The sequence below is a fragment of the Deltaproteobacteria bacterium genome, assembly GCA_016180855.1.
In the GTDB taxonomy this organism is placed as follows: Bacteria; UBA10199; UBA10199; order JACPAL01; family JACPAL01; genus JACPAL01.
In genome coordinates, this window is record JACPAL010000006.1 from 38804 (window position 1) to 55343 (window position 16540).

General features: G+C 52.8%; 11 protein-coding genes and 2 pseudogenes. 4 read left to right on the forward strand and 9 right to left on the reverse strand.

Annotated features, from left to right (window positions below; all coding sequences use genetic code 11):
• Positions 1 to 37 precede the first annotated feature (37 nt).
• The 9 genes from HYT77_03670 to amrA form a co-directional block, all read right to left on the reverse strand.
• Positions 38 to 1921, reverse strand: coding sequence for a hypothetical protein (locus tag HYT77_03670; GenBank protein MBI2067091.1), 1884 nt, complete (start codon positions 1919 to 1921; stop codon positions 38 to 40).
• 50 nt (positions 1922 to 1971) lie between these two features.
• On the reverse strand, positions 1972 to 2928 hold the full coding sequence (locus HYT77_03675; protein ID MBI2067092.1) for a bifunctional oligoribonuclease/PAP phosphatase NrnA: 957 nt from the start codon (positions 2926 to 2928) through the stop codon (positions 1972 to 1974).
• A 4-nt stretch (positions 2929 to 2932) separates the two neighbouring features.
• Entirely contained in the window at positions 2933 to 3268 is a 336-nt protein-coding gene (rbfA, locus tag HYT77_03680; protein ID MBI2067093.1) for a 30S ribosome-binding factor RbfA, read from the reverse strand.
• Positions 3269 to 3300: 32 nt separating this feature from the next.
• Positions 3301 to 5502, reverse strand: a complete 2202-nt coding sequence (gene infB, locus HYT77_03685) for a translation initiation factor IF-2 (GenBank protein ID MBI2067094.1) — start codon at positions 5500 to 5502, stop codon at positions 3301 to 3303.
• 127 nt (positions 5503 to 5629) lie between these two features.
• Positions 5630 to 7123: a transcription termination/antitermination protein NusA gene (gene nusA / locus HYT77_03690; GenBank protein ID MBI2067095.1), complete on the reverse strand. Its 1494-nt coding sequence runs from the start codon at positions 7121 to 7123 to the stop codon at positions 5630 to 5632.
• 17 nt (positions 7124 to 7140) lie between these two features.
• A complete protein-coding gene (locus HYT77_03695; GenBank protein MBI2067096.1) occupies positions 7141 to 7599 on the reverse strand; it encodes a ribosome maturation factor RimP in 459 nt (152 codons plus the stop codon).
• Positions 7600 to 7725: 126 nt separating this feature from the next.
• A complete protein-coding gene (locus HYT77_03700) occupies positions 7726 to 8652 on the reverse strand; it encodes a YihY family inner membrane protein (protein MBI2067097.1) in 927 nt (308 codons plus the stop codon).
• Between the two features lie 36 nt (positions 8653 to 8688).
• Positions 8689 to 9315, reverse strand: coding sequence for a phosphatase PAP2 family protein (locus HYT77_03705; protein ID MBI2067098.1), 627 nt, complete (start codon positions 9313 to 9315; stop codon positions 8689 to 8691).
• Complete coding sequence (gene amrA / locus HYT77_03710) at positions 9312 to 9881, reverse strand: AmmeMemoRadiSam system protein A (protein ID MBI2067099.1); 570 nt, start codon at positions 9879 to 9881, stop codon at positions 9312 to 9314. The genes HYT77_03705 and amrA overlap by 4 nt, the downstream gene beginning before the upstream one ends.
• Positions 9882 to 9943: 62 nt before the next feature.
• Here amrA and coaBC point away from each other — a divergent pair, with 62 nt between their 5' ends.
• The 4 genes and pseudogenes from coaBC to HYT77_03730 all read left to right on the forward strand — a co-directional run.
• Entirely contained in the window at positions 9944 to 10516 is a 573-nt protein-coding gene (coaBC, locus tag HYT77_03715; GenBank protein MBI2067100.1) for a bifunctional phosphopantothenoylcysteine decarboxylase/phosphopantothenate--cysteine ligase CoaBC, read from the forward strand.
• A 147-nt stretch (positions 10517 to 10663) separates the two neighbouring features.
• Positions 10664 to 11071, forward strand: a pseudogene (locus HYT77_03720) (thrombospondin type 3 repeat-containing protein).
• 354 nt (positions 11072 to 11425) lie between these two features.
• Positions 11426 to 11686, forward strand: a pseudogene (locus HYT77_03725) (thrombospondin type 3 repeat-containing protein).
• Positions 11687 to 11731: 45 nt separating this feature from the next.
• Positions 11732 to 16540 (forward strand): hypothetical protein (locus tag HYT77_03730; GenBank protein MBI2067101.1); only part of this gene is annotated, 4809 nt, incomplete at its 3' end.

Consider the following 16540-nt stretch of genomic DNA (forward strand, 5'->3'; position numbering starts at 1 on the left):
CCCGCCTGAGCTTGTAAAGAGGCCATTTCATTATCTGTTAATCCGCTTCAATATGAACTAAGGCCTGATGATCGGATAAAACTTCAAATCTGACCGTATAACCTAAACCGGTAGTACAAGTTGCATTAGGGACCAAGGGGGCATCCGCAAAGTCTTGATTTCCACTTTGTGAATCGGGTGTGCAATCCAAAAGCCAACTACAAGGCATTCCAGCAGAAGTGCATTCGGGATACACACAATGAAGAATCAAGGCTCCATCCGAACCAATGTTGCTAACAATATCACTGTTGTATCCCAGATTAACAATGCGGGTGGCATCATAACCGACAGGCCTTCTGTATTCGATGTAGAGATCTTGGCAGATTTGATTTGTGTCAATATTGTCATTGCCGTGATCATCTAGAAAACTATCCCCCTCATTCGGATCAAAATTCCCCTCGGTATAACTTTGATTGACGTCTAGTTTCAGGCATTGAGGTTGATCTGTGACGACCTCAAGGGCAGTGAGGGTATAGTCATTCTCCCCTTCCGTGAAATTGACAGGGGTTAACCAACCCCTTCTTTCTTTTTCGGCACACTGGTAATGCCCACCCCTGGCCCCCATAGAAACAAAGTAATTGCCATACGTGGTACGTTGATAACAACCAGAACCAAAAGTATGACTACCACATTCCATGCTACTGGCGTGTTTAAAGCGCTGCGCATGACCTCCCTCGTGTAACAGGAGTCTTTCATTAAAAGCAGAATGGCCATGGGTTATGATAGATCGTTCCAGGGTCCCATCATCAGTTTCCAAAGTTAGGACGTCCCGGTAACCTTGCCATTCTTGATAAGAGGGATAGATCACGATCCATTCATAATCATTGTAATTCACCTGGGGATCGAACAGCTCAATAGCCGCCGATGTAACATCAGCACGCGTTTCTGGTCGAGAAATCTCGGCCGTGGCCTCAAAAACCTCAAACTCTGGAAGAAATCTGCCATAAGAAAATTCCCGGAAGAGATCTCTTGTGTTTTCCAGAACCGCATCAATTGTCGTTCGACTACTGATATCTGGATCCGAGGATTCATCCGTCCAGTGGGTGAATAAGACAGCCACACGCACATCGGAGGCACGAGGTGGGGCCATCACCTCGTCTCTCCCCGGCGGAGAGAAGGAAGCCCCCAAAACACCCCACGACCTTATTAAGGTGCGTATGTTAAAGACAATTTCCTGAAATGTGTTTCTCATTTTTGGATCAGATGTTTTGGTTTTAGAAAGAGCGAGGAGAAGCTCCTTAAAATCAGTTTTGTTCACTTTTAAAAACTGCTGAATACCGAAAATGCCTTGATCGAACATTTTTTGGCGCGTCAGTTTTGCAAATGCCTCTTGTCTGGCTAAAATTTTATTATGGCAGCGATCAAGCTTTGCGATGGTTTGTGAAGGAGGCAGATTCTCGGAGCGGACGTGAGAGAGAGCGTCCTTAGCCTTGGCGAGACTCTTCGATAGGGATTCAAATTCCTGAACGAGCTTGAGTTTGGATCGGTAATACACCAAGGTATTACTACAATCCTCTAACTCATCTTGTTCCACCAAAAGATCGTTCAATTGTTCAGCATTGGCTTTTCCAATTTTTACTTTAAAGCCCAGACACTTTTGCCGAGCGCCCTGAAACTCTTGTTGGGCCTTGGAATCCCCCATATTGGCCATTTCAGATTGGAGCCTGTCAAAACTTTGGAGATAATGGTTAATTCTTATCAAAACCTCTTCTTTAATTTTTCCGATGTCTACTCTTGGGGACTGGTCGGAAGATCGAACATATAATGGAATTTTTGAAGAAGCCTTGGTTTTTAGTCTCTTTTGGCCACCGGCCTCGGCATAAAAATTGAAGCTGAGTAGAAAAAAAACCAAGAGCACTAAACAATGAAGTCGTTTAGACACAAAGACTGCCTTAGTGTAACAGAAAATTGGCGTGTCTTTCAAGGCGTCGTTTAGGACGCCAAAACCTCTTCGACGGCAGAATAGATCTTCCTCTGTACCTCTTCGAAGGAACCTTCCAGTTTACAACCGGCTGCCCTTGCATGCCCCCCTCCGCCAAACCGGGCCGCGAGACGAGCCACATCATAACGCTCTTTGGATCGAAAACTGACCTTCCAGCCCCCCCCCTCTTTCTCACGAAAGAAGATCGCCACTTTAACAGTATCCACAGAGCGGGCATAATTGATGAATTCGTCGGAGAGATCGACCGTGGCACCGGTTTCTTCAAGCATCTTCAGCATCAACGTGAGAGAGGCATAGCGGCCATCTGCTGAAATAGCCAGCGTCGGAAGGACCTGACCCAAGAGCTTGAGCCTTGTCACAGGATAACTTTCATAAACCGCCGTCGCAACGGAGGAGGGTAAAACTCCTTGTGCAACAAGCCGTGCGGCCAATTGCAGGACAGAAGCATCCGTATTGGAGTAGCGAAAGTTACCGGTGTCGGTCACGAGTGTCGTGTAAACAGCCAAGGCAATCTCACGGTTCAATGAAACCTTTAGTTTTTGCAACACCTGAAGGACCACCGTTCCCGAGGAAGCGGCTTTGGGTTGAATCAGATTCAGATCACCAGCCCGCTGACTTTTGCGGTGATGGTCTATTACGATAACCTGGCCCCGATGGGGATGTTTGACAAAAGCCTCCCCGACCCGATCCGGTTCGGCACAATCAACGATAAAACTCGCATCATAATATTCTGAAGGATCCAACTTCTGACTGACCGATCCTGCCCGGGGCAAAAAACGGAGATTTCCAGGGACCGGATCTTCATTATAGACCTTCACCCTCTTTCCAAGTTTCTTCAAGCCGATCGCAAGCGCAATGGCCGAACCAAGGGCATCCCCGTCCGGATTAGCATGGGTTGTCACCAGAAAAGAGCGCCCCCGACGAATGGTCTCCAGAATTTTCGACAATTCCCTAGAGTTTGGAGAAGAGCTCTTCAACCCTCTGGATTTCTTGATTTGTTTCATCAAAATAAAACTCCACCTGCGGCATGATTCGAAGTTTGAGCTGAGAGGCGAGACGCCGCCTTACAAACCCTTTCGCCTTTTCAAAAGCCTCCTGAAGAGCCTCCTTCAACTCCGATGTCGCCCCCTTCTCGTAATAAATACGTGCCAGACTCAGGTCCTTTGTCAGATGCACCTTGGTCACAATGATATGCTGGAAACGCGGATCCCTCATCTCATAAAGGAGGATCTCCGTCACGATTTGCCTGACCTCTTCCTTCAATCGTTCAATGCGATGAGACGACATGGCACACCTTAAATGGTAGTTTTTAGAGGGGCCTACAGCTTAGCGGCAATCTCCTGAACCTGATACGACTCAACAATATCCCCCACCTTGATATCGTTAAAATTCTCAATTCCGATGCCGCATTCCAGGCCCACCGTCACCTCGCGTGCATCATCCTTGAAACGCTTGAGCGATGAGAGACGTCCTTCATAAATCACCTTTCCGTCCCTCAAGACACGAACGGGGGCCGAGCGGATGACCTTTCCATCGACCACGGCCGAGCCGGCGATCACTCCAACCTTGCCAATCTTAAAGAGCTGCCTCACCTCAACTCGACCAAGATATTCCTCCTTGCGGATCGGTTTGAGCAGGCCCTCCATCGCCTTCCGAATATCGTCCAATGCCTCGTAGATGATGGAGTAGGTGCGAATCTCAACATGCTCCTTTTCAGCCACTTCGCGACCACGCGCATCCGGCCGGACGTTAAATCCCAGGAGGATCGCATGAGAAGTAACGCCCAACATAACATCGCTCTCCGTTAACGCCCCAACACCCCAATGAACCACGGAGACCTTCACCTTTTCACCCGAAAGCTTTGCAAGCGAATCCCGAAGGGCCTCCGCGGAACCATGAACATCCGCCTTCACAATCACCTTCAGTTCGGGAATGGACGGTCCCTTTTGGGCCTCAGCAAAAAAAGTCTCCAGGTTAGGCCGAACAACTGCCTTTACTTTTCTTTCCCGTTCCAACCGATGTTCAGCAACAAGCCGGGCGTCTTCCTCGGAAGAGACTGCATCAAAAGAATCCCCCGCCTGTGGAACTTGTGAAAGCCCCAAAATTTCTACCGGCATCGAGGGAAGTGCCTCCCGCATCGGCTGACCGCGATGATCCGCCATCGCACGGACCCGGCCCCAAGCAACGCCTGCAACGACGGCATCACCGGCCCTCAGGGTCCCCTGCTGAACGAGCAAAGTCGCGACGGGGCCTCGCCCTTTATCCAATTTCGATTCAATAACAACCCCTTTCGCCTTCATTTCGGAATCGGCCTTGAGCTCCAAAACCTCAGACTGCAGGAGGATCATTTCCAAAAGCTCTTCGAGACCACGCTTCTCCTTGGCAGAAACCGGAATGAAGATGGTGTCCCCTCCCAATTTTTCCGAGACAAGACCATGCTCCATCAATTGACGTTCCACCCTCGCCGGATCGGCTCCGGGCTTGTCAATCTTGTTGATCGCAACCAAAATCGGAACCTTGGCCGCCTTGGCATGATGGATCGCCTCAACCGTCTGCGGCATCACACCATCATCGGCCGCTACAACGAGGATGACGAGATCGGTCGCCTTGGCTCCTCGCGCACGAATGGCCGTAAACGCCTCATGACCGGGGGTATCCAGAAAGGTAATCTTCCCCTTGGGAAGCTCAACCTCGTAGGCCCCGATATGCTGCGTGATTCCCCCGGCCTCTCCCCCAGCAACGTTGGTTCGACGGATTGCATCGAGAAGACTCGTCTTCCCATGATCGACATGCCCCATAATCGTTACAACGGGGGCCCTTAATTTTAAATTTTTCACGGCCGTTTCCGTCAGGACAGCTGCCTCTTCAAAGGCAACATTCTCCACTTCGTATCCAAAGTCGTGTGCAACCAGAACAGCGGTGTCAAAATCAATCGTCTGATTCATCGAGGTAACCATCCCGAGTCCCATCAATTTTCTGACCACCTCAGCCCCCTTAACGCTCATCCGGTGGGCCAGTTCCCCTACGACAATCGTATTTTCGATCCGGATCACCTTTTTACTCGCCTTGGCGACCGTGATTTCCGTCTTTTTAAAATCCCGCTTGGCAACAAGTCTCCGTTTTTTGGATCCCTTGTCGGGCCGGTAGACCCTTTCCAGTTTTTCAGGCGCCTCTGTCAGTATGACGGCAGCCTTCTTAAGCCCTCCCACCCTTTCGATCATTTCCATGTCCAGCTCATCACGAGTCTTCTTGCGTGTAGCCTTTCTGGCAGGTGTCGCAAAATCATCCGCCTCTTTCTCCACAGGCAAAACAGGTTTCTCCAGGCCGGCTGTCGATGTTTCACTTAAGACCTGTGGATCCGAAGAAACGGTTTCTACCGGCAGAGGTGTTTCTTCGGGGGCAAGAGACTCCGGGGCCAAAGCTTGAGGAGAAGGGATGGGGGCCGCTGGGGGCTGAACAGTCCTCCGACGGATAATCGTTGATTTGACCCTTTTTTCTTCAATGCTCGTTTTAACTTCCATAGTTCCCTTAGTACTTCGACTCGTAATTACTATGACGTATGTACAAAGCCAAAAAAATCAACAAAATTACTCGCTCAGCACTAGTCCTGAGTAAATAAATTCGTCACCGAATTTATGAATCGAAGGACTAGGAGGTCGCCTCGGCCTGGTTCTCCTTAATTTCAGATGAATTGTCCGCCCCCTCAAGACAAGCCCTCGAATTTTCAATCAGCTGCACTGCCTTGGCCTGAGGAATGCCTGTCTTTTCCGAAAGCACCTCCGGTGTACATTGAACAATCTGGGAGGGGTGAGTGAACCCGGCCGCCTTCAGGAGCTCCATCGTCTTCGCTCCGATCCCCTTGACGGAATTAAGAGATTTTTCCTCTCCCCGAAGATCGCTCCCCTCCCGATTTTCACGAACATACTTCTGAGCCGCCTTATGAATCCCTTCAATCTGACCTGCCAAGCCGGGCACCTTACGAAGCTCTTCCAAGGAGGCCTCTGCAATCTCTTCAGGAGAACGGTAGGCCTGACTGTATAAAATGGTGGCGGTCGATTCTTCAACCTGCAAGGTGTCGACCAGGTTTTTCTTCGCCTTCTTGGCCATCTCTTCCAGTTTTGATTCACTGTAAATATCGATACTCCAGCCGGTCAGCTCCGCCGCAAGACGAACATTCTGCCCTTTCTTGCCAATGGCAAGGGACAACTGGTCGTCCGGTACGACGATCTCCATACTGTGGTCCTTCTCATTGATAATGACGCGTGAGACCTCTGCCGGAGCAATCGCGTTACAGACAAACCGGGCCGGATCGTTATCCCAGGCAACAATATCGATTTTCTCTCCGCGCAATTCCTGCACAACACTCTGGACGCGCGACCCCTTCATTCCAACACAAGCCCCTACCGGATCGACGTCCGAGTCACGCGAATAAACGGCGATCTTTGAACGCGCCCCCGCTTCACGGGCGGCATTCTTGATCTCCACAATCTTCGCTGTGATCTCCGGAACCTCCATCTCAAAGAGCTTGACCATGAACCGGCGATCGCGCCTCGATAGAATCAACTGGGGACCGTAGTGTGTCTTTTCAATAGAAAGAAAATAGGCCTGAATACGGTCTCCCGGCTTGAAAATTTCCGTTCGGACCTGTTCCCGCGGGGGAACGATTGCCTCGGCCCGTCCCACATCAACAATAAGCGTGTTCTTCTCCACGCGACGAACCATCCCTGTGATAATCTCACCCACCCGGTCTTTATATTCGTTGAAAATAATATCCCGCTCCGCATCCCGGACCTTCTGGACGATCACCTGTTTTGCCGTCTGTGCCGCGATACGCCCCAAAAAGCGGTTGTCGAGTTTTTCCCCGATAGAATCCCCCATCTGGGCATCCGGATCGAGTTTTTTAGCCTCTTCAAGCGAAACCTGGGTCAACTCCGTTTCAACAGGATCGGCAACCGTCCTGAACTGGAACAGCTCCACCTCGCCTATCTCCTCATTATAGCGGGCCTCAATCTCCCGTTCGTGCCCGTATTTTTTTCGGGCCGCCATGAGCATGGCCGCCTCCAGTGCCTGAATAACCTGCTCCTTCGGAATAGACTTTTCCTTACTCACATGTTCAATAACTCTGTTTAGATCCTGCAACATCGCTCTCCTCCTCCTTCTTACTTGCCTTCAAAAACAAGATGTCCCCTCTCAACGGTATTGAAAGGGATCCGATATTCCTGTCCGTCAATCTGCATCCGTATCACTCCCTGCTCAATCCCCTGGAGAATTCCCTTGAAGTTTCTCCGACCCTCAATGGAAGGTCCCGTCCTAAGAGCTGCCTTCCGGCCGGCAAACTTCAGATAATCCTCCTCCTTCACGAGGGGACGATCCAATCCGGGACTTGAGACCTCCAGATAATAATGACCCGGCAGGACCTCCTCAACCTCAAGCGGCGTCTCAATCTCGCGTGAAATCTGCTGGCATTCGCCCAGGCTGATTCCCCCTTCGCGATCAACGGAAACCCTCAAAACAGCCCGTCCCGCTTCACTCAAAAACCGGAGCTCAACGAGATCACAGCCAAGCCCACGAACAATTGGCTCAATGATTGCCTGTGCCTTCTTTAAATCCGGTCTCATGAGCCATCCCTGAAAATAAAAAAGTGGGCGTCAGGCCCACTTCCGGTACTTTCCGAAAATGTGGGGGCAGGCTAGATCAAACGCCCTCCCCTTGCAACCCCTTTTTCACCCCCATTTTCAGCTCTTTCAGTTATGAGCCGGCTTAAAGGTATAAATATTCTGATTGGCATAGGTAATCTGGGCTCCGATCAACACAACGAGCCAGGTGTAATAAATCCAGACAAGGAATATCGGAATGATCCCCAATGACCCATAGACCGCGCTGTAGGTGACCACCTTGGAGGCGTACAGGGCATATCCCCACTTGGCAACCTCCCAAAACGATCCCCCGACAATCCCGCCCACCAGGGCCGAGCCAAACCGAACCTGCGTATTCGGCATCACGAGATAGAGAACGGTAAAAAGCCCCCACGTCACAAGCCACGGGATTTTCGAGATGAAAAATTGCTGGTAGCCGCTCAAAGAGAGGACCTGGGTTATCAACTGATTACTCTGCAACGCCCCTGTCATGGTCAGAGAAAGTCCGAGTAAAATGGGACCGATCGTGATGAGCGTCCAGTAGGTAGTAAACCGTCGGATAAAGGTCCTCGACTTGGAGATCCCCCAGATATCGTTAAACGCCTTCTCAATAGAGGAGAGAAGAGAGACCAGGGAGAGAATCAGCAAGAAAAACCCGATCACACCAACCGTTCCGCTCCGGTAATTTTCAATGAACTGGTTTAAGTGCTCCACGACGGTGGTTCCAGCACCGGTACTTAAGTTGGAGAGGATGAGATTCTGGACCGGCTCCATCGCATTTTCAAGACCGCCAAACGCCTTGAAGAGGGAAAAAGAGACCGCCAGAAATGGAACGAGCGAAAGCAGGATCGTGTAGGCGAGTGCCGTCGCACGGATCGGGAGGTTGTTTCTCTGATACCCGTAGTAGACGATCGCCCCTATCTTTAAGGGACGATAGAAAAACTGCTTGAACGAGGGGAGAGCCTTTAAATCGACCGCCCAGATCCCCTCTTTAAAAAAACCACGAAGATCTCTTCCCCACGCAGCGGGATTCATGAGCCTCCCTTATCCCAAACGGAGGAATTCCGCAACTTAAGACCGTAACCGACCCCTTTCATTTGTGAAACGGGCCGCCTTAAAAACCAACCAGTAAATCCCCCAACCGACAACATAGCCACTCACCACATCGGCAATATAATGTTGTTTCACGAGCACAACGGAGATTGCCACAAGAACAGCACCCGGGAACAGGATCTTTCCCAGGACGGGGCGGTATTCGCGAAGCATGTAGGCAACCATGAAGGCGTTCGAAATATGCATCGAGGGGAAACAGTTGTAGGGAAGATCGACCCAGTAATAAAAGGTAATCAACTTATAGATACCACCCCACTCGTAATCAACCGCAGGACGCAGAACATACTCGACCGGGTAGATCAGAAAAAAAGCGAAGTGGACGACGATGCAGATCAAAAACGCCTTCACCACCTTCCTGAAAAAAACCAGGTCATCGACGAGGAGATACGGAAGTGTCACAAAGACATAAATGAGGAGATAGGCCCAGATAAATTCCGGAATAAAAGGGATCTCCCTCTCAAACGGAAGAACCATTTGATGAAGGTCCGAGCGCCTCGACGAGATCCAGTTGACCCCCATGTACCCCGGAACATAGAGGGCCGTCACACCGATAAACAGGAGATGTTTTTGTAACCTCTCGATCACCGGCTTAAAATCCCTTCTCCCTCTTCACTAAAAATCTCCGCCGAAAAAACGTAAATCTTCAAGTCGGGTGATTGTGAGGCCGACTCCGGAAGACCGGCCTTCCGGCAGGTATGAGACAAAAACGTCTCGGCATTCCACCCCTCACGAACAGCGACCTGCGGGAGCAGAAGGCCGCGCCGCGAACCTTCCACAACAAGTAGACCATGCTCCCCTACCACAATCTCTGACAAGTCCGAAATCTGACGAAAAGGGGAGAGCACGGAGATCTCAATTTTAAGATGCGGCAGTTCATCGGATGTCACGGCAGGAAATCGGGGATCGGAAATGGCCGCCTGGAGCGCCATCTCCTGAACCACTTGATCAAGCGGTCGATCAGCCTCGAGATGACCGATACATCCCCGGAGATGACCCTGCTCCGTCTCCAAAGTGACAAACGCCCCCCTCTTCTCACGAAAGACCGATCCCGGAATCTCACGAGGGAAAAAACTTCCCGTGGAGAGAAAGGATTGAAGCGCAGCTCGTGCCAGCTTAAGAAGAGCGACCTTTTCTTGAGGCTGAAGAGACATATCCCCCTAAAGATTTAATCCGTTTGACCCCTGCTCGAAAAACGGGGTAGATCTTCGCCGCTATGGGACTGAACGGCAAGAGAATTGTTCTCGGGGTCACGGGTGGCATCGCCGCCTACAAGGTTTGTGATCTCGTCCGCCGTCTTGTCGAACAGGAGGCGGAGGTCCATGTCATGATGACACGGGCGGCCCAGCAGTTTGTTACACCGCTCACATTTCAGGCACTCTCCGGCCGTCCGGTTCATACGGAACTGTTCAGCCTCACCGAGGAACAGGAGATCGGGCATATCGCGCTGGCAAATCTGGCGGATCTGCTTCTCATTGCACCCGCAACGGCTGATCTCCTTGCCAAGGCAGCCCATGGAATCTGTGATGACATTGTTACAACGGTCTTGTGTGCGACCAAGGCCCCCGTTCTCCTCGTCCCCTCCATGAACGTAAACATGTGGAATCATCCTGTCACGCAGGAGAATGTCACCAAGCTGAAAAAGATCGGTTACCAGATACTTGATCCGTCAGAAGGTCCCCTCGCCTGTGGCACTGAAGGGAAGGGACGCCTTCCCGAACCGGAGATGATCCTGCACGCCTGCGAAAAGATCATTCTCCCGGCAAGGGGCAAGGTCCGATCAATCTGATTCTCAATTTGATAACTTCTATCATTTTGAGAATAAATTTGGGGGGTTGTTATTTTTTTCACTTTCAATATCAGTATCTTGTTTGACTGAAAGACTGCCTATGTCGGCACAAAATTTGCACCACCAGCCGGGTTGAGACGAATACCAATGAAAAGGGCGCTTCTTCAGCTTTGCCTCTTGTTCCTCTTTGGTACCTTTCTGACCGTTGTCGCCCAGGAGCAAAAACCGGTCGGTTCGATCGGAGGAGGCGGCGGCGGATGCGGTTGTCCGTTCTTCAAGAAAAAAAAGCAGGAACCGGAACCTCCGACACCGGCAGAGGTTGTCTGCCCGGAAGGGACCTCCCTCAATCCTGACTCGACATTCGTCAAGAGTATAGTCGTTATCAACCCTGCCATTGCAACTGATCCTAACGCCCTGATCGAACAGGGAATCTGCCTCGCCCCCCTCGACCGGGACCGGGATGGAGTTCTTGACCAGGATGATAACTGCCCCAACGTTCCAAATTCCGATCAGGCAGATGACGATGGGGATGGTGTGGGAGATGTCTGTGAAGAGCCGATCACACCTCCCTGCAAGGAAGGTTTTACTTATAATGCCGATAAAAACGAGTGTTGTGATGTCCGCAACCGTTGTGAGCCACCCACTTGCCCCGAAGGGACCTCGCTCAACCCGGAGAGTGATCAATGCGAATTCCCCCTCCAACCGGGATGCCCCAGTGGAACACGTTATCTCCCCGAAAGAAACCAGTGTTGCGATGTTGATCTTGTCTGCGAAGAGGCGACCTGTTCCAAGGGAGCTTTTTTGAATCCAGCGACTGATCTTTGTGAAGTAGGGCTACTCATTGATCAGGATCGGGACTCCATCGCGGACGATCGCGATAATTGTGTCACTGTTCGAAACACCGACCAGATGAATGAAGACCGGGATTCGAGGGGAGATGCCTGCGACAACTGCCCCATGGTTGCAAGCGAAGACCAGGCCGATTGTGATCAGGATGGGCTCGGCGATCCCTGTGATCCGACGATGTGTCCCATTACCGATAATGACGCGGATGGGGATGGCATTTTTGACCAAAACGATAACTGCCCTAACCTCTTCAACCCGGATCAGGCAGACAATGATGGGGATGGGACAGGAAACCTTTGTGATGCGGATACCCTCGTTGAAGGGGCCACCGTCCTTTTCGGTGCCACATCTCCGGGAATTCCGTCCGACATGGTCGATTTTAGCCTAAACGACTTCAGCTATCAGTCTAATCTCATCAACCTCGTTATCCCCTCCCCTTCAGTCGGCGCCTCTGCGCGGGTCGATTCCCAGTGGCAAACAAACGATACCTCCGCAGACCGTTTTTTTGAAATCACCGGCGTTGCTCCACGCGATGGGCAGTTGATCGTCCCGCGAGACTGGACCGTCGACTATAATAATGATGGGTTTAACTTGAGACAGGTCACCGCCTACCTCTTCGCCTCCGATCAGTTGGGACGACCCGTCAATAACCTGTCAGTCTCCTTTATCCGCTCCGACAACGGCAATCGGATCGCCGGCACACGGGTCTCCGGCAGAGAGGGACTCTATCAGGCAACAATCGATCTCTCGGATGCAATCGGCTCTTCTACTCCAATCCTCATCAGTGCGGAGACAACACCAACGATCACCATTGGCCAGACAATCAATGTCACGCCGGGCACCGCTGCGGCCCCCCTGACACTCGAATCGGGACAGGCGGGACTGGAGCTTCCCGCAGGAAGGATGATTGAGGGACGTGATTTTCTTATTCCCCTCAAGATCAACACCAACGGCCGCCCGCTCGCCTACTACCAGTTCCGGATCACCTATCCGAACGATTCGCTTGAGTTTGTCCAATTGTCACCGGGCCCCGACGGTTCCCTCTTCAATAATTTTCCTTCAAACCAGTCGAGCTTCGTGAGCGGTGCAGGGGCGACACGAACCTTGACCGTGCAATCACCGGCACTCGCCACCGCCGGCATCGGTCCTTCCGGAACAGCGCTGCACGTTGCCAACATTCGATTCAGGGCAACAGCCGCCGTAAGTGGTGGTGGGGTCACAATCACCAAGGAGGATATTGTCGATACCGCAAGCCGTGACATCCCCGGCCCTTCCACCGTCAATGTCCGTAGCGCCGGCGGAAATTCGGAAGGGGGCGGCACAATCGACATTGTCGCAAACGACACCCAGGCGGTCTACGCCTACGCCGAGTCACCGACCCTCTTCTCACTCGAATCGATCGGCGGCGCCTCCGCCACTACGGAGGCGATGGTCTATGCCGTTCCGCTCCAGGGGCTACCAGCCCTCGCCTCAACAGGACTTGCCTTCTCGAGCAGTGACGCATCGATCGCCGATGCAACGCCAGACCGGACGATCCGTTCCGGCGGAAGCGGCGGACGGGCGATACTCACCGCTACCGTGAACGGCCAATCGTCTTCGTTCGATGTCAGAAATTTTGTGCCGGGCACAGTCACTGTCGTTGGACCGACCAATCCACTCCGTCGGATCGCCGAACTGGAGGCAACGTACCAGGAGGCCGAACTGTTCGCCCGTACTACGATGAGTGAGGGAGCAGGAGGTTTGAGCTTTGAGATCGATATCTCCAACGATGTGACCTGGAATGAGTCCGGTGGCGCCGTGGAGGTCGTCGGCCATCCTGCCACACGAGACCGGATGTTCGTCCTTGGGAGAGAGGCCGGATCGAGTACGATCGAGGCACGAAGCTCCACGGGAACTGTTTTAGGGAGTACAGCGGTCACCGTCTCGGATGAGACGGTCTCACTCGTCAACGTCCCGACGGCGGATGTTCATGTCGTTGTCCCCTGCAGCATCGATCTCCCCGTGCTGAACCCTATCTCCGTCAGTCCTTTCACCGGAACAACGAGAGGGACCGCTTTTGTCACACGGGTCCTCGACCGGTTTGGTCAGCAGTGCAGCCCCGATGCGTTCGTGGATTTCCCCGACGGAAACGTCTTCAACTTCAGCACCTATAATAGAGACGAAAATGATGTTGAAACACGGTATGCGCTTGAAACAGGGAGTGGTGCCGTTTCATGGGCCGATCCGGTGACCGGACCGACAACCGGCCGGTTCAGGGCGGTACAAAACGGATCAGAAATCCTCGCCGCCTCTCTTATCAATCAAGCAACGGGTGAAACAGTCCTGACCGGCAGGGGCCTGATCCTTTCAGAAGTCGGGACACCGGATGGGTTGACCCTTACCTGTGATTCGGAGAGTGAGTCGATCAAGCTCGCATCGGCTACCGAAACAGATTTGATCACACAATTCCATCCTGAACAGATCGACCCGACCTGCCAATTAAGTTTTGAGATCTCCTATGATGGAGGTGCCAATCGTGAGGATCTTACAGACGATCCGGGAACCACCATTACAGTGGTTGCCGCCGATTCACCAACCGACCCACCGACGATCACATGGAATCCGATGGAAAATACGGTCAGCGGAACAACCGTCGCAGGCACCTCCCGTATCACCGCTACCTCTTCACGCTATCCGGGACTCACGGCAACGTTGAATGTTGAGGTCGTTGGCCTCGATAACCCCGATGTTGAGAGCTATGCGGTCTATCCGGTTGGCAGCAGGGTCCTCGAAAGAAACCTGCAGCTGATCGAAAACAGTTCAGTCCACCAGGAGGCCCAACTCCAGGTACGGGCAATTTTTACCGACGGCCTCTCCACCGATATCACGAGCCGGATTGGGAATGAGGTGGAGATAACCGTTCTGGAGAATCCAGGTGTGGTTGAATCGATCGATGGCTCCAGACCGCTTGGTCGTCTGCGTGTAAGGAGCTCCGGAGACTTCAATATTCCGATCCGGGCCCGCTTTGGTCTCAATGCAGACACGGTAGAAGAGATGCAAATCAGCACAACTCGCGTCGACATCAACCGCCTTCAGATCAGCGGAGAGGAGAGCAGCAACCTGAGTCGCGTCATCTCGGCGGCCGCTGATCCTGGCGACGGCACCTGGAATGAACGGGCCGATCTCTCCGGAAATCGAGGCGCGGCAGTAACGCGCCTTGCGACAATCGCCACCTTTAGTGACGGCACACAGTCCCCACTCTCGGGTCCTGCCTCACTAAATCCGATCACCAATCCGGGACTTGTCACGCTTGAGACACAGAACATCTCCCATCCGCGTACTGGCGAACCTGGGTTCACCTCCCTTTTCGGTACCCTGAATGCAACGACGGCTGAAGTGACTGCTGACGCAAACGGGCTGTACCGATTAAGGCCACGCGTTAATCCGACGATTGATATTGAAACAACCTTCGACCCATCTGATCTCTTCGAAGGCACACCAGCCTCGCAGGGGATCGACCTCGCCATCAACCTCACACCACGAGCCTTTGACGGTGATCTCGGTGGGGAGACGGTAGTTCCGTTCCCTGATCGAAGACCTAACGAAGAGTTTGATCTCCCGGTCCGCTACAACAGCGGCGGACGGCTGATCGGCGGTTACAGTTTTGAGGTTCGCTTCCCGCCAACCCTTTTTGAGGCCCTGAGCGCATCGCGAGGCGATGACGCCCCGGCGATGTCACCCCCCAGTATTGATAATGTTAATGGCGTTATAACGCTTGGTGGAAGCTGGGCACAACCAAGCGCTATCAATGGATCTAATCTGGAATTAGCCGTTATTCGATTTAAGGCCCGTTCCGGAAAATCCGGTTTCGGCCCGATTGCAGGACGAATCCGGAGTGTCTCAAATGATACCGGTCTTCCCGCCAGTCCAATTCCTGCTCCGGCCCATTGCCCGGATACCAACGGTGACGGAACCCCCGACTTTGGGAACGCTACCACCCCATGCCTCATGGAGGCGGGAAACGGATTCATCGATCCACATGGTGGTCCTCCAGGGGATGCCAATGGAGATGGTGTTTATACCGCAGCCGATGTCGTCTGGGTCCGAAATGGACTCCTCGATCGATCGATTATCGACAATCCATCAGATGAGATCTGGAATGACCATGGTGATCTCAACCGCGACGGAAGCGTGAGTGGTCAAGACGCCGTCTATGGCGATCTTGTACTGGCAGGACTCTCCCATTTTGTTCGAGATGTAACGATAGAGCGAGTCGGGCAGGAGACGCGGATCCGCCTGACGGTTGTTGACCGAGATAATAATCCTGTCCTGACAGGGGTCACCGTCACCCTTCTGATCGGGCGGCGTGATGGCACCGCACTGACGGGTGACTTCACCGTCACCGATGACCCAGTCGGTCTTGCCCCTTCTCCACTTCCGATCAGCGGTGGGGGATCAATTAGTTTTATTGTCCCCCATCGGAGCTCCGGGGTCTACAGCACACTCCTCGCATCGACGCTCCCACAAACCGATCTGGGCCTTGAAATTATTCTGGATATCACAACCGTCTCCCCGCCCTATCAGACCACCTTTTTTGATGACCCGAGCATCGCCCCAATCGCCACCTTTATAGTACGCGGTTCTACAGAGCGTTGCCCCGAGCTCCCCTGCCCTGCCGGTGAGCTTTGCGACACAAACGACGGACTCTGCATAAGACCTGACGGGGCCTGTATGAGCAATGATGATTGCAGTGACACCCAGATCTGCCTCTCGGGGGTCTGTACCGACCGGACGACGGATCCATGCACGACGAACGCCGATTGTAATGTGGCGGTGGGAGAGATCTGTGTGGGAGGCTCCTGCACGGGAGGAGGGGTCTGCGATGACGACACCGATTGTACCGGTGGTCAGAGTTGTGATCCCGCCACAGGACTCTGTGACGGAGGAGGGACGTGCGCCTCGCAGGCAGACTGTGAGGACAACGAGGATTGCGACGAGTCGACAGGTCAGTGTGTTGCGACCACCAACAGAGCACCGACCTTTATCTCTCCCTCGGTCCGCTCCTACGATCTGCTTGTTGGTGAGACACTCTCGTTTGGCGTAACGACCGCTCCTGATCCTGATGGTAATCCGGTCGTCCTCTCACGCACCGATGCCGAGCTCGATCCGGCGATCAGTTTTGATCCGATGACGGGTGAG